The following is a 14,907-nucleotide window of genomic DNA, read 5'->3' on the forward strand; positions in this document are numbered from 1 at the left end:
CGCCGATGCCTTCGATAAATGCACGCAATGGAGTCATGCCGATGCCGCTCCCTTGCGTCCGAACACGAGACTGCAGTTCGTCCCGCCGAAGCCGAACGAGTTCGACAGCACAGCCCGCAACGGCGCGGCGCGCGTCGTCAGCACGTAGTCGAGGCCGAGCGCCGGGTCCGGCTCGGTGGTATTGGCGCCTGCGGGAATCATCTGGTGCTGCAGCGTCAGCGCGGCGATCACCGCTTCGAGCGCGCCGGCCGCGCCGAGCGTATGCCCCGTCGCGCCCTTGGTCGAGCTGCACGGCACGCGCGCGAACAGGCTCGTAAGAGCGCGGCTCTCGGCGGCGTCGTTGCTGGGCGTCGCCGTGCCGTGCAGATTCACGTAGCCGATGTCGCTCGCATCGAGACCGGCGCTGGCGAGCGCCTGTTCCATCGCGATGCGCGCGCCGAGTCCCTCCGGATGCGGCGACGACATGTGATACGCATCGCTCGATTCGCCGATGCCGAGCAGGCGGATCGCGTCGTCATCGGCGGGATCGGCCAAATCGCGTTCGAGCAGCGCGAACGCCGCCGCCTCGCCGATCGAAATGCCGTCGCGCTTCACGTCGAACGGCTTGCACGGACCCGGCGCGAGCAGTTCCAGCGAATTGAAACCGTAGAGCGTCGTGAGACAGAGCGTATCGACGCCGCCGACGATGGCCACATCGATCACGCCGCTTTCGAGCATGCGCCGCGCCGACCCAAACACCTTCGCGCCCGACGAACACGCCGACGACACCGACGCCGCCGGCCCGCGCAGCCCGAAATAGGCGCGCACGAAAGCGGCGAGCGAATAGGGGTTGTGCGTGTTGGCGTAATTGAAATCGGCGGGCAGCGCGCCCGTCCGGGTGTCGCGACGCCGGTAGGCGAGTTCGGTTTCGAGGATGCCCGCCGTGCTCGTGCCCATGAACACGCCGACGCGCTCCAAGCCGTAACGCGCGATCGCTTCGCGGACGCGGTCGTCGAAGCCGTCCTGCGTCATCGCGAGTTGCGCGAGCCGGTTGTTGCGGCAGTCGAACGCGGCGAGATCCGCGGGCACCGGCGCATCCTCGATGCCCGCGACGCGGCCCGTATAAGTGGCGAGCGCGGCGCCCTCGAAGTCGCACGGCGCGAGTCCGCTGCGTGCGTCCGAGAGCGCGGCGAGCGTCGCGTCGAGCCCGCGGCCCGCGCAACTCGTCGCGGTGAAATGCGTAAGCAGAAGAGGATTCACTACGGGCTCGTTTCCCTTGAGTCGGGAGCGTTCGAAAACGATGAATTGTAACAAACGAGGCCTTTGGACGATGCTGCCAATCAGCCGGCGGGACGCGCAATCAACAGACGATTGGCGTCGTGCGCGCCATGGCCCATCTGACGGATGGAGACCGCGAATCGCAGATCGCCGAGCAGCGCGAGCCATTGCGCCTCGCTGCGGACCGTCAGACCGTTCGCGCGCCCCGAACGCGCGATCTGCATGCCGAAATCGATGGCGCGATCGAGGCGCGCGTGCCAGCCCGCGGCGGCATCGCTGACGCGCAGCAGGAGCACGCCGTTCGCCGCGAGGCTGGCGCGCGCGCGGCGGAGGATCGACACCTGCGCGTCGGCATCGACGTAATGGAGCACATCGCAGGCGACGACGACATCGGCATCGGGAAACGGCGCGGCGCGAATGTCGTCGCACACGAATCGGATGCGCACCTCGTGCGCCTGCAACGCGATGCGCGCCCAGGCGACGTCTCGCGGCGTCAGATCGATTCCGTGAATCGAGCGCGGCACGGGCGGCGCGGGCCAGCGCGCGGGCCACGCACGCTGGGCGTGTTCGCGATGCCACGCGTGCGCGCCGACGAGGCACGCGGCGAGCAAGCCCTGGCCGCTGCCGAGATCCAGGATGCGCGCGCCATCCGGAATCAGGCCGTGCGCGAGGATATGGGCGAAGAACGGATCGCGACGCAGCTTGGCCGATGCGAAGTGCCACGCGAACCGGCCCGCCGCGCGGTAGGGGCGGCTGGCGGTTTCGATGAGCGCGGCGGGCAGCATTCGGGCAAGGGTGAGTTCACGTATGCAACGGCCCCTGACGGGTCAGCCCTCGACTATAGATTCAATCTTTCGAGAGCGCCGGAGATCGTTGAACATGTTCGAGTCTGAACACGTTGTTTTTTCCGCATCGCGACGAAGCACATCCGCGCGCGGATCGATCGTTGCGCGAAGATTTCGGCCTTCACAGACCGTCCGCGCTCGCGGGATTCTCGAAGTGATCGACGCAAAAGAACCTGACGTTTATTCCGTTTCGCGACGCGTCAAGTGCAAGTTGCACGCGGTTTTCGACGGTCCTGCTAACGGCGGTCGTTGCTTGCTCGACTGCCGCGTCTATATCCGCTTGCGCGGCCCGTTTTTGCGTGGCCAGCATCCTGAGCGAGCTTCGCAGATGCAAGAGATCCGCCTCGGCTCTTGCGAGATATCCGTGACTTTGATGCAAGCGTTCAATGATGCTGTCGAGCTCAGGCGTCGCTTCAAGTATGGCGACGGCTTTTGCGTCGAGCAAAGACGACAGCCTCGCTTCGGCGACGGCATCCGGATTCTGAACCACGTTGCCTCGAGTGCGAAGGGGCACTGGAAATCGTGATGCTTCTTGCGCTGGCACCTTTCATTCTCCTGTTTCGGTTTTGGCTTCGAAAAATTCGCTGACTGAAGGTCTTCGCTCAAATAGGACGTTGTCTATCGATCGTTCTTGGATGTTTAGAATTGCGAAGATTTGAAAAAGCGAAGCGTGACACGCTACGGCACACAAATTGGTATCTCATACATCAGATACTTCGGGTTGACCGAGAAAACGCTGCTGGATACCGTGTTGTCAATATTAAATAGGTATGTTGACCATTCGATATTCGGGAGGCATTTTTGGAGCGTCAGGAATTTGGGCCGCAGGTCATTCGAACGGTGATGTGGAAGATCGTGCCGTTCGCGTTCATTCTTTACTTCTTCAACTATCTCGACCGGGTGAATGTCGGTTTCGCGGCCCTGCAAATGAATCGGGAGTTGGACATTTCCCCGACCCAGTTCGGCACGATCGCATCGATGTTTTTTGCGTCGTATCTGCTGTGCCAGATTCCGGCCAACTTCGCGCTTCAGCGCTTGGGCGCGCGCCGCTGGATCAGCTTCATCGTCATAGTGTGGGGCGCGGTTACAGCACTGACATTCTTTGCCCAGACTGCGACCCACGTCGCGATCGCGCGCCTGCTGCTCGGCGTGTTCGAAGCGGGTTTCTTCCCCGGCATGATCTTCTATCTCGCCTGCTGGTTCCCTGCTCGCGAGCGAGCCAAGGTCACGTCGTTTTTCATGATGGCGATTGCCTTTTCCTCGGTCGTCGCGGGGCCGATGTCCGGCTGGATCGTCGAGCACGTCCACATGGCCGGGTATGGCGGCTGGCGCTGGCTATTCGCGATCGAAGGCGTGCCGACCATTCTGCTGGGCGGTCTGGCTTTCTTCATTCTGGTCGACGCGCCTGCGGATGCCAAATGGCTGAACAAGGATCAAAGAGCGTGGCTCGTAGCGGAGTTGCAGCGGGAAAGAAGCGCGCAGGGCGCCGACGAACAGCCGACGCTGAAGATGGTGTTGGGCAATTCGACGATCTGGAAACTGGCGCTCTCATACATGCTGATTCAAGCGGCCTCGCAAGCATCGAATTACTGGCTTCCGGGGCAGGTGAAGGGATTCGCGGCGTCCCTGACCGATACGCAAACCGGGCTCATCATGGCGCTGCCGTATGTCTGCGCGATGATATCGATGCCGCTTTGGGGCGCGCACTCCGACCGCACGGGCGAACGCAAATGGCACGCCGCGCTACCGATGCTGCTTGCGGGTGTCGGCTTCTTCGTCATCGCGAGCGTTCCGTCCATGTCGCTTCGCATGGCTGGCATGGCGTTGTTTGGCGTTGGCATTCTGAGCTTCTACGGCCCGTATTGGGCCATTCCCCCTGCAATGCTGTCCCCGGCCGGTCTCGCGTTGAGCATCGCTTTTATCAACTCGTGCTCCAGTCTCGGCGGCTTTCTCGCGAACCAGGCGCTCGGACATGTCTCTCAGGCTTACGGATCATATGGCGTGTTCATGGTCGAGGCGGCTTTGTGCGTCGCCGCGTTCTGTGTGCTGGTCACGATGAGCATTCCTCGCCAGACACCGAAGGTCGGTCCGTCGGCGCAAACCGCGAACGCTTGACATCGTCGCATCGGGCTCCATCGAAGTCTCTCTGGAATATTGATAAATGAAAATAACGAACGTCGAAATATTCGATTGTGAAGTCAGCCGAACCGATCCGCGCATGGCGCGCTTCAATCCGGTCCTTATCCGTATCAATACCGATGAAGGAATCAGCGGCATCGGCGAAGTCGGCCTGGCCTATGGCGCGGGCGCAAAGGCGGGCGTCGGCATCGTGCGCGACCTGGCCCCGCGCATCATCGGCAAAGATCCGATGAAGGTCGAAGCGATCTGGGAAAACCTGTTCCGCGCAACGTTTTGGGGCATGGGCGGCGGAAACGTCTTCTACGCGGGCATGAGCGCGATCGATATCGCTCTGTGGGACATTCGCGGCAAAGCCCTGCGCGCGCCGGTCTATCAGTTGCTCGGCGGCAAGACAAACGAGCGGTTGCGCGCCTATGCCAGTCAACTTCAGTTCGGTTGGAGCGACACGCATCAAATGCTTACACGCCCCGAGCAGTACGCCGACGCAGCACGCAAAGCCGTCTCGCAGGGTTATACGGCGATCAAGGTCGACCCGTTGCAAGTCGACCGCAACGGCGGCCCGCCGCTCGATTGGGAAGTCAACCAGAACTACTTCGGGCTGTTACGAGCGGACCAGTTGCGCATGGGTGAGGAACGGATCGCGGCCATGCGCGAAGCTGTCGGGCCGGACGTCGACATCATCATCGAAGCCCACGCGCTGCTTGGGGTCAACGCAGCAATCCAGTTCGCGCGGGCTGTCGAGCCGTACAACATCCTGTTCTATGAAGAGCCGGTTCATCCGCTCAACATGGACAACATGGCGATGGTCGCGCGCAATACGTCTATCCCGATCGCGACCGGCGAACGCTGCTATACGCGTTGGGGTTATCGCGATCTGTTCGAAAAACAGGCCGTGGCCGTGATACAGCCGGATATTTGCCTTTGCGGCGGACTGACGGAGGCGAAGAAAATCTGTGACTATGCAAACCTGTACGACGCGACGATGCAGGCGCATATCTGCGGCGGGCCGGTCTCGACTGCGGCAGCGCTCCACCTCGAAGCCGCGGTACCGAACTTCATCATTCACGAGCATCACACGCACAGCCTGAAGGATTGCGTGCGCGAGTTGTGCATTCACGACTATCAACCCGAGCGCGGCGACTTCTCAGTCCCGGATTTGCCGGGGCTTGGGCAACAACTGAACGATGACGTCGTGAAGCGGTATCACGCCTTCACGATCGAATAAGCACACCACGCGCCCAGCGTTACTGCATTCGCGCGATGTCTGTCAACAGACGTCGCGTGCGCTCCGTGAAGCCACAGTTGACGTGTTCTGCAAGAATGATGCAGGCTCCGTCGACATCGTTTTCGACCAGCGCGCGGGTGACTGCACGATGCTCGTCAATCGATTTATTGATGTACTCGCGCGAGAACGTCAGGCGATTGCGCATCGCCAATACCTTCGTGCTTATCGTCGAGTAGCAATCGATCAGATAAGGGTTGTCCGAATGCCTGACGAGAATCTGATGAAACTCATGATCGAGCGCGCGATACGTTGCCAACTCGAACGTTGCGTGCAAGGCGCGTGCAGCGTCGAGGTTCCGGTTCAGTTCTTCCATGAGGCGGGCAGCGTTCTCGCGCATGGCGGAGCGAATGGCGGCCTGTTCGAGCGTAATGCGTAGCGTACTGATGTCGCAGATGTTCTTGTCCGTCAGCGAGAACACATAGGTTCCCGATCGCGCTTTTATCTCGACGAGGCCGGCAATGCTCAATCGAAGGAGCGCTTCACGGACGGGCGTTTTGCTCAAGCCAAAAAGGTCGGACAGCCTGGATTCCGTGACTTGTTCCCCAAACTCCAGTTCTCCATTGACGATCAACTGTCGTAGCCGCTCCTCGGTGATCTCCGCCAGTGACTTCGGTGCATCAAAAGCAATTCGTTCAAGCCCTCTCACAGTCACCCCTTATCTTCGTCATCCGACATATTGTTTACGGAAAAAGACACATCGCTTCGGATCCAAGCATACTTTGCGACTGTGGCTTTTCTCTTCCGGAAGATTCTTATTTGCAATCCGAAACAATAGTGTGCGCGGAGTGAATGGGGTGCTCACCAGAATCGAGCGGAGGGGCCGCGCCGTCTATCCGACGATCGCCTCGCGCAATGTGACGGTGACAAGCCCGCGATCCGCCGCCGCGCGCAACACGGTGTCGAGCGCGGCGAGCACGACGGGCGCGCCGTTCGCGTCCCTTGCGGCGTGGCCATCGTGGACGAGCAGAATGTCGCGCGCAGCGAATCCGTTCAGCAAACGTCGCGAAACGAGCGATGCGTCGCCGGTGCGCGTATCGAATCCGCGCCGCGTCCAACTGGCGAGCTGCAGGCCGAGCGCGCACAGCACCGGTTCGAGAAACGGATTGCGCAAGCCCGCTGGCGCGCGAAAGAAGAGGGGCCGCGTGCCTACGATTTCCTCGAACGTGGCTTGCGCAGCGTCGATCTCGCGCCGCAACGCGCCCGGTCCCATCAGCGAAAAATCATGCCGATGCCGCTGGCTGTGATTCTCGACGGCATGTCCGCGCGCGACGATTTCCCGAACGATGTTCGGATAGGCGCGCGCCCGCTCGCCGATGCAGAAGAACGTCGCCCGTGCCCGATGCGCGTCGAGCAGATCGAGCACGCGCGGCGTCACGTCGGGATCGGGGCCATCGTCGATGGTGATGGCGATGCACGCACCCGCCGATTCGGGGAGCGTCGTCCAGTTGTGGCCGAGCAGGGCGCTTCGCGGCCAGAGTCCCGCCGCCGTCAGCGCGAGATGCGACGCGATCACGCCGCCCGCCGCCCACGGCCAGGTCGCGGGCGCGAGGATCAGCGATGCCAGCGCGCCCGCGTGCACGGCCGCCGCGCCGCCGATCAAGGGCGTCGGCGTCCAGCGGCGCGGCTCGCCGGGCGCGTTCATCGCGACAATCCCGAGCGCGGCGCGAGAATCGCCGAGAACAGCAGCGCCAGAATCGCGCCGGGACCGACCGTCAACCCGAAGGTCTTGAGCATCGGCACGTTCGACAGCGCGAGCAGCCCGAAGCCGAGCACGGTCGCGAGATTCGCGATCACGAGCGAGACGAGCGTTTGCGGCGAAACCGCGTCGTTTTCGGCGTGCGCGCGATAGTTGAAGAAGAGCGCGTAATTCGAGCCGACCGCGACAATCAGCAGCATGCCGATCAGATGCAGGATCGTCAGCGACTTGCCCGCGAGCGCGAGGCCCGCGATCACGACGATCACCGCCGCGACGAGCGGCGCCAGCGTGCGCGCCGCGCGCACCGGTGAGCGCAGCGCGAGCACCAGCAGCACGACGATCGCGGCGAATCCGCCGAGTGACAGGCGAATGTCCTCGTGCACGTAGTTCCGGTAGAGGCGATCGGCTTCCGCTTTCATGTCGACGAACAGCGCGTCCGGCACGCGCGCCGCCGCGACCGCCGCGCGAATTTGGTGCACCCGCACGTCCGAGCCTTCGGCCGCGCGCAAAGGCAGCATCGCGGTCCAGCGGCCGTCGCGTTCGGTGAGAAGCGAATCCACGGCGAGCGCCATCGACGTGCCGCGCAGATCGGCGCGTCGCAAGAGCGGCTGCGCGCGCGCGGCTTCGACATCGGCGATGAAAGGCTCGAAAACCTCGGGCTTCACCTGGATCGTCTGATCGCGCAGGGCGGGCGCGAGACGCGCGCGCAAGGTATCGGCATCCGGCAGGCTCGCGATGCGCGCGCGCTGCGCGGCGTCGCTCGGCAGATACGTCGCCGGGCTTTCGAAACCGGCGATCACGCGGGCATCGACGAGCGGCTGCAATTGCCGCGCGACGGCTTCCGCGCGCTCGAGCGCGGCCTGCTCGCTCGCCGCCGACACCACGACGAGATAGCGCACGTCCGGCGCGCCGACATCCGCGCGCAGGCGTTCGTCGAGATCCTGGCTCGCCTTCGGAACCGGGCTGAGCGACGACAACTCCTGGCTCCACAAGCCGTGCCGCTGCATGAGCAGCGTCGCGAGCGCGACGAAAAGCAGCACCGCGAGCGCCACGCGCAAGTGCGACGCGCGCGCGGCGAAACGCGCGAGCACATTGCCGAGGCGCGAGACATCGCGAATCGCGAAGCCTTGCGGCAGCAGATGCGGCAGCACGAAGCGCGTGACGATGCCCGCCGTCGACAAACCGACGATCGAATACAGCCCAAGCTGCACGAGGCCCGGAAAGCCGGAGAAGAGCATCGAGGCGAAGCCGCAGATCGACGTCAGCACGCCGAGACGGATCGTCGGCCAGAAGCCCGCGACCCAGTCCTTCAGCGATTCGCGCCGTTGAACGCCCGCCGATTGCACGAAGAGATAGATCGAATAGTCGACCGCCTCGCCGATGAGCGTCGTGCCGAAACCGAGCGTCAGACCGTGGACCGTGCCGAACGCGAGGCTCACGGCGGCCACGCCCGCCGCGACGCCGGAAAGCACCGGCATCAGGCCGAGCAAGAGCGTCGGCACCGACCGATACACCGCGAGCAGCAGCACGACGATCAGCACGATGCTCGCCGCCGACAGCCAGCGCACGTCGCGCATGATCGTGTCGCGCGATTCGACGGCGATGACGCCCGGCCCCGTCAGCAGCAGGCGAAAAGGCGTCGCGCCCGGCGCGGCCTTGTCGAACGCGGCGCGGATCGCGGCCATCGCGCTCGCTTGCGCGTCGGTGTCGGAACCGGGGCCCGCGGTCTGCGCCAGCAACACGGCGCGCTGGCCGTCGCGCGATGCCCACACGCCGCCGTGCATCGCGGGCTGCGCGCCGCTGTCGAGACGGCTGACGAGCGCGGTGACTTCGCCGGTCGGATCGTGCGGCAGCAAGTCCTTCGTCATCATGCCCGCGGACGAGGCGAGCAGGTCGAGACTGTCGGCGAGCGCGTCTTTCAGGCCGGATTCGCTGAAGCGCTCGGGCGTAACCGATGGACTCAGCCGATAGCGATGCTCGAACACGAAGCGCTCGTCGCGCGCCTGTCCGACCGGCTCGCCGTTGTTGATCGCCGAAAAGCGCTTGTCCTCGCGCAGCGTCGCCGCGATTTTGCGCGACAGGCCGGCGCGCGCGTTGGCATCGCCGCCCTCGATGCCCACGAGAATCAGCCGCGACACGAGCCCGTCGCGCAACTGCTCGACGAGCACGCGCTGCTGCTCGCTCGGCGTGCGCGGAAGGAAAGCGGAGAGATCGGCGGAAAAGCTCGCGCGCGCGATGATCGCCGCGCACGCCGCGAGAAAGCACAGCCAGACGATGACCGCCGGCTGACGCAAGGACCGCGAGACCGCGCGCATGCCGCGGTCAGTGCGCCGACGCGTCTTGCAGGCGCATCAGCGAGCGGTCGCCGTCGGCCTGGCGAATCTCGACGCGCGCGAGCGCCGCGCCCGTGCCTGCGAGCGTGATCGAGCTGACTTTCTGCTGCATGCGCGAATCGATCGGCACGAGCGTCATCGTCCAGTCGTTGCCTTTGCCGTCGATCGAAACCTTGTACGCATTTTCGAGCGCGAAGCGGTTGCCCGCGAGCGTCGCGCGAATGCTTTCGATGAACGCGCCCAGTTCCGGATAGTTGCGCAGCGGGATCGTGATTTTGCGGCCGTTGCGGTCGACGGTCAGCATGTCGCCATCGACGACAAGATTCTCCGGCTTCGGACTCGTCGTGTGCTTTTCCAGATGATCGGGCGCGACGAACACGAGCTCGCCCGACGATTCGAGCGGCGCCTGCGCGATCTTCAGATAACGCGTCTCGGTGAAATGCGCGCGGCCCGATTTCTTCGCGCCGAGCGTGTTCATCAGGCGATCGAGCGTCCAGGGGGCGTCGGCGGCGGCACTGATCGTCGATGCAGCCGACAGCAAGGCGGCCGTCAGAACGGCGGCGAAAATTCGCATGAGTTCAGGAATCCCTCGTCGCTTCCCGCAGCGGCGCCGCGCTCGCGGGCGCGTGGTCCTGCGCGGCGCTCGTCTGCCAGAAATCGAAATAGTTGAACCAGTTGTACGGCGCGGCGCGGCAATACTTGTCGAGCAGCGCGACATAGCGCGTGAGCGCGGCATCGACGGCGGCGGCGCGCTCGCCGCGCTCGATCGTCGAGAAATCGGCGAGCGTTTCGAAATGGATGTCGTAGCGATTGCCGCCGAGATACAGCCCCGTCATGAAGACGACCGGACGGCGCAGCACCGCCGCCATATGCAGCGGCCCGAGCGGAAACGCGGCGGGCGCGCCGAGAAAGTCGCGTTCCCTGAGCGCGTCGCCGGCCTGGGGCAGCGTGCGGTCCGCGAGAATGCCGACGAGGCTGCCCGCATCGAGCCGCTCGCGCACCTTGAGCATCGCATCGACTTTGCCGAGACCGATCACATCGTGATGCGCGGCCGGATTCACGGCGGCGAGGATCGCGTTGATCTTGCGCGCGTTCTCTTCATACATCGTGATCGCGATGCGGATATGCGGCTGCGCCCGCCCGATCGCGCGCACCACTTCGAAGCTGCCGAGATGCGCGCCCATCAAGAACGCGCCGTGTCCGCCGGCGAGCGCCGCTTCGACATCCTCGACGCCGTGCGTGCGGATATCGAACAGATCGAAGCGCTCGTTGAGCAGATAGATGCGGTCGTGAATCGTCGATGCGAACGAAAACACATGCCGATACCCGTCGCGCCAGCCCGCATGCCGCCCGAGCGCGCGATTCAGATAGCCGCGCGACGCACGCCGCGCGCGCGGCGCGAACACGACGAAATACGCGGTGATGATCCGCAGCAGCACGCGCCCGATGCGCCGTCCGAAGCGCAGCGATATCCACGTCATGAAGCGCAGCAACGCGAGGTTGCTGCGTTCCTGGCGGTCGGCCCAGTCGTCGCGGTTGCGCGGCTTGTTCACGATGCTCGAGCGTCCCCGGCGGACGGCGCCGCGAGCGCGCCGCTCGCCACCGCGCGTGCGCCCGCGCGAATCGTGAAGCGGATCGCGCCGCTCGCCGCCGTTTCGTAGGCGATATCGAGCGCCTCGCCCGGTTTCGCCGGACTCAGGAATTTCGCCGATTCGATCCTGCACGCGTCAACGCTCGTGCCGAGCGCGGCGCCGATCGCGTCGAGCGCGTGATCGAGCAGGACGACGCCCGGCACGATCGGATGGCCGGGGAAATGTCCGGCGAGCGCGGGATGATCCGGCGGCACGGTGAAGCTCAACGCCGCGCGCCGCTTGCGTTCCTGCTCGATCAGTTGCGTGAGCACGTCGCGCGGCAGCTTGCCGGTCGCGTTGCGCGGCAGCGTCTCGACGAACAGCAGCGGACGCGGCATGAACGCGGCGTCGATGCGCTCGCGCAACGCGCGCTGCAAGTCCGCCACGGCAAGCCTCGGCGCGACGACGAGCGCCATCAGACGGCGCACGGGTTCGCTGTCGGCTTCCGTTTCGTCAGGCATGTAGAACACGCCGTCGACCACGCCCGGCACCGCGTTCAGCTGATGATTCAAATACGCGAGCGACGTGCGCTTGCCCGCGATGTTGATGAGATCCGCCTTGCGCCCGTGCAGCAGAAAATGCGTCTCGTCGATGAGTTCGAGCGCGTCGCCCATCGGCACCGGCGTTTCGACGTGTCCGCCCGACGCCCACATGGTCGGTTCGCCGGCATCGTCGGCATCGTCGGCGCGTGGCGTCAGCGCGATGTCGGGAAACAATTCCCACGCGGCGGTGCGCGCAGTGCGGCGCGTCGCGATCTGGCCCGTTTCGGTGCTGCCGTAGATTTCCATCAGCGGCGCGTCGAGGCGCGCTTCGGCGTCGAGCGCGAGCTTTTCCGAAAGCGGCGCGGTCGCCGACAGCACGAGCGATGCGCGCGGCAACGCTTCGTCGTTGGCAAAGAGCGCGCGCAGATGGATCGGCGAGCTGACGAGCACGCGCGGTTCCGGCACGGCGTCGAGTTCCGCGCGGATATCGACGGGATAGAACGGCTGACGGTTGCTGAACGCGAGGCCGCCGATGAGCGCGAGCAGCACCGTCGATTCGAAGCCGTACATGTGCTGCGGCGGCACCGTGCCGATGAGCGTCGCGCGGGCTTGCCCGAGCAGGCCGAGCCGGTCGGCGGCGGCGCGCACGTTCTTCACGAGAAAGCCCCACGTCTTGCGATGCGGCACCGGCACACCGGTCGAGCCGGACGTGAACACGTACGCGACGACGCGCGCCCCGTCGATATGCGGAACCTGCGCTTCGCCGGAAACGTCCACGTGCGCAACCTCCGGATAGCGAAAGCGCGGCAGATCGATCGCGCAATCGTCGCTGTCGTGCAGGCAAAACGCGTCGGGCGCGAACGAGGCGAGGGCGCGCACCATTTCCGGCGTGTGTGTCGAAGGCAGCAGGCTCGTCTTGCCCGCGACGAGCGTCGCGCACAGGCTCACCGTGAAGCGATACCGGTCCGTACACACGTTGAACACATGCCCGCCTTCGGGAAGCGCATCGGCGAGCGCGCGGACATCGGCGAGAAAGTCGCGCACGGAGACGCTCGCGCCGTCGCGCCAGGCGATGGTCTGATCCGGCGATGTGTGGAAAACCAGCGGAAAAGTCTGCATGTGCGATGAATTCGACGGCATCACTGCGCTCCGCTGCGACGCATCTGCATCGAATGCGCGTAGGCGCGAACGGCGTCCATGATGCTCGACGGCTCCATGTCCGGCAGCGCGATGCGCCGGCACGCGTATTCGGCGACGAACATGAGCCCGACGAGCGGCAGCGCGAGATAGTTGGCGAACGTGGACCACGTGACGATCGATGCGAACGCGAACAGCATCGTCGATACGAACGCGGTCGCGACGAAGAAGAGCGTCCATGCCAAGGTGACACGCCGCGTGTAGCGCGCGACGCGCGACTCCAGCTTGCCGTGGACCATCGTCGCGAACTGCGTGCAGAGCGGCTCGCGGCCCGGTCCCAGCGTGCGGCCGAACATCCACGCGAGCGCGAGATTGAAGCTCGTGTGTTCGATCCACAGCCCCCAGCCGAAATGCGCGGTGAGCGGCGCACGCGCGAGCCAAAGCGCCATGCAGCCGAGTGCCCAGAGCGGCAAGAGCCACGCGCGCGCGTTCGAGCGCACGGCGGCGTTCAGCGCGATCAACAAAAGGGGTGCGAGCACGAGCGCGAGGCCGAGTCCGTGCGCGCCGGGCGTGGACGCGGCATGGTGCGCGCCAAGCTGATCCGCGACGATCGCGGCAACGACGCCCGCCGCGCGCAGAAAGCGGGTGGCGTTCACCGGCGCGCTCCCGCGGGACGCGACGGGCGCTCGAAAACCGCTGGTCGATGAAAAAAGGTACGCAACATGGGATGCGGCTGCGGCGCTCTTTAGTGAACGCTCGGTTGTTGAAGAAAACTCGGCAGTCGCCCGCCTGACGATCATTTTCCCGCGCCGGTGCGCGGGCGGTCTGTAACCGATTGTTCGATGATCTTACATTCGTCAGACGCGCGAATTTTACCCTACCGACGCAGGGGTCCCGTCACGCGGCGAACTCCCTGATTTTTCTCAAAATTACACCGGTGCCGGATGCCATGCGGCCAGTTACCTTTCCTACTAGGCGTCCCAAGGGGCATCGTCTAGAATTTCGCCACTGCAATTATCTCGATAACAGGCAGCCGACGACGTGCGGATAAGCGGGGCGCACGTTTTCCGAGCCGCCCTTGGCGCCTCCCTGCGCTGGCCTGTACACACGATGAATGAACTGGAAAGAGAGCTCGCCGAGCTGATCGTCGCCGAACTGAATCTCGAGGACGTCGATCCCAAGGCCGTCTCGGCCGATACGCGGTTGTATGAAGAAGGTTTCGGGCTCGATTCCATCGATATTCTGGAGATCGCGCTCCTGATCTCGAAGAAGTACGGCTTCGAACTGCGCTCGGACAATCCGGACAATCAGAAGATTTTCGCGAGCCTCGGCGCGCTCGCGGCGCACGTCGCCGCGCATCGCACGCGATAAGGCCATGCGCGCGCTCGTGACAGGCGGCAGCGGCGCGATCGGACAAGCCATCGGCCGGTCGCTCGGCGCGGCCGGACACGAAGTCTGGATTCACGCGAACGGCGGCATCGAGCGTGCTGAAAGCTGCGTGCAAGCCATTCGCGCGGCGGGCGGCACGGCGCATGCCATCGGTTTCGACGTGACCGATCCCGAGGCCACCGACGCCGCGCTCGCGCGCATCCTCGCGGACGGCCCGGTGCAGATTCTCGTGAACAACGCGGGCATCCACGACGACGCGCCGATGGCCGGCATGACGCGTGAGCAATGGAAACGCGTGCTCGACGTTACGCTCGACGGTTTTTTCAACGTCACGCAGCCGCTTCTGATGCCGATGATCCGCACGCGCTGGGGACGCATCGTCAACATGTCGTCGCTGTCGGGTTTAATGGGCAATCGCGGGCAGGTGAACTATGCCGCCGCGAAGGCCGGGCTGATCGGCGCGACGCGTGCGCTGGCGCAGGAACTCGCGTCGCGCGGCATCACCGTGAACGCGGTGGCGCCCGGCGTCATCGATTCGCCGATGCTCGGCAGCGCCTTTCCGCCCGAGCGCATTAAGCAACTGGTGCCGGCGCAGCGCGCGGGCACGGCGGAAGAAATCGCGGGCATGGTCGCGTATCTGGTGTCGGATGCGGCGGCTTATGTCACCGGGCAGGTCCTGTCGATCAACGGCGGGATCGCCTGAACAGCACACC

Annotated in this window: 14 protein-coding genes; 4 read left to right on the forward strand and 10 right to left on the reverse strand. The window is 64.7% G+C overall.

Annotation, left to right across the window (positions count from 1 at the left end):
- Positions 1–33 precede the first annotated feature (33 nt).
- The 3 genes from BG60_RS05940 to BG60_RS38130 form a co-directional block, all read right to left on the reverse strand.
- A complete protein-coding gene (locus BG60_RS05940; RefSeq protein ID WP_033536216.1) occupies positions 34–1,239 on the reverse strand; it encodes a beta-ketoacyl-[acyl-carrier-protein] synthase family protein in 1,206 nt (401 codons plus the stop codon).
- Positions 1,240–1,319: 80 nt separating this feature from the next.
- The gene (locus BG60_RS05945) at positions 1,320–2,042 is read right to left on the reverse strand and encodes a class I SAM-dependent methyltransferase (RefSeq protein ID WP_008348298.1); all 723 of its coding nucleotides are present in this window, start codon (positions 2,040–2,042) and stop codon (positions 1,320–1,322) included.
- A gap of 181 nt (positions 2,043–2,223) precedes the next feature.
- Positions 2,224–2,592, reverse strand: a complete 369-nt coding sequence (locus BG60_RS38130) for a hypothetical protein (protein ID WP_144403678.1) — start codon at positions 2,590–2,592, stop codon at positions 2,224–2,226.
- 353 nt (positions 2,593–2,945) lie between these two features.
- Here BG60_RS38130 and BG60_RS05955 point away from each other — a divergent pair, with 353 nt between their 5' ends.
- Both BG60_RS05955 and BG60_RS05960 read left to right on the forward strand, forming a co-directional pair.
- On the forward strand, positions 2,946–4,217 hold the full coding sequence (locus tag BG60_RS05955; protein WP_008348295.1) for an MFS transporter: 1,272 nt from the start codon (positions 2,946–2,948) through the stop codon (positions 4,215–4,217).
- Positions 4,218–4,263: 46 nt separating this feature from the next.
- Complete coding sequence (locus tag BG60_RS05960; protein ID WP_008348293.1) at positions 4,264–5,466, forward strand: mandelate racemase/muconate lactonizing enzyme family protein; 1,203 nt, start codon at positions 4,264–4,266, stop codon at positions 5,464–5,466.
- A 19-nt stretch (positions 5,467–5,485) separates the two neighbouring features.
- On the opposite strand, the gene BG60_RS05965 is transcribed toward BG60_RS05960, so the two are convergent.
- From BG60_RS05965 to BG60_RS05995, 7 genes are all read right to left on the reverse strand, one after another.
- Positions 5,486–6,172 carry a GntR family transcriptional regulator gene (locus tag BG60_RS05965; protein ID WP_160172879.1) on the reverse strand — a complete coding sequence of 229 codons (687 nt, stop codon included), beginning with the start codon at positions 6,170–6,172 and terminating at the stop codon, positions 5,486–5,488.
- 183 nt (positions 6,173–6,355) lie between these two features.
- Positions 6,356–7,168, reverse strand: a complete 813-nt coding sequence (locus tag BG60_RS05970; RefSeq protein WP_008348288.1) for a polysaccharide deacetylase family protein — start codon at positions 7,166–7,168, stop codon at positions 6,356–6,358.
- On the reverse strand, positions 7,165–9,537 hold the full coding sequence (locus BG60_RS05975; RefSeq protein WP_008348286.1) for an MMPL family transporter: 2,373 nt from the start codon (positions 9,535–9,537) through the stop codon (positions 7,165–7,167). Before BG60_RS05975 ends, BG60_RS05970 begins: the two co-directional genes overlap by 4 nt.
- A 7-nt stretch (positions 9,538–9,544) precedes the next feature.
- Entirely contained in the window at positions 9,545–10,129 is a 585-nt protein-coding gene (locus BG60_RS05980; protein WP_008348284.1) for an outer membrane lipoprotein carrier protein LolA, read from the reverse strand.
- Between the two features lie 4 nt (positions 10,130–10,133).
- On the reverse strand, positions 10,134–11,036 hold the full coding sequence (locus BG60_RS05985; protein ID WP_051079015.1) for an LpxL/LpxP family acyltransferase: 903 nt from the start codon (positions 11,034–11,036) through the stop codon (positions 10,134–10,136).
- A gap of 68 nt (positions 11,037–11,104) precedes the next feature.
- Positions 11,105–12,787, reverse strand: a complete 1,683-nt coding sequence (locus tag BG60_RS05990) for an ApeI family dehydratase (RefSeq protein ID WP_033536279.1) — start codon at positions 12,785–12,787, stop codon at positions 11,105–11,107.
- A 20-nt stretch (positions 12,788–12,807) separates the two neighbouring features.
- Positions 12,808–13,461 (reverse strand): COG4648 family protein, encoded by a 654-nt coding sequence (locus tag BG60_RS05995; RefSeq protein WP_034470877.1) that lies wholly within the window; start codon positions 13,459–13,461, stop codon positions 12,808–12,810.
- Between the two features lie 454 nt (positions 13,462–13,915).
- On the opposite strand from BG60_RS05995, the gene BG60_RS06000 reads away from it, so the two are divergent.
- Both BG60_RS06000 and fabG read left to right on the forward strand, forming a co-directional pair.
- Positions 13,916–14,176: a phosphopantetheine-binding protein gene (locus tag BG60_RS06000; protein WP_008348277.1), complete on the forward strand. Its 261-nt coding sequence runs from the start codon at positions 13,916–13,918 to the stop codon at positions 14,174–14,176.
- Between the two features lie 4 nt (positions 14,177–14,180).
- Complete coding sequence (gene fabG, locus BG60_RS06005; protein WP_008348275.1) at positions 14,181–14,897, forward strand: 3-oxoacyl-ACP reductase FabG; 717 nt, start codon at positions 14,181–14,183, stop codon at positions 14,895–14,897.
- The last annotated feature ends 10 nt before the right edge of the window (positions 14,898–14,907 follow it).

The sequence above is a fragment of the Caballeronia zhejiangensis genome (assembly GCF_000698575.1).
Lineage (GTDB): Bacteria > Pseudomonadota > Gammaproteobacteria > Burkholderiales > Burkholderiaceae > Caballeronia > Caballeronia zhejiangensis.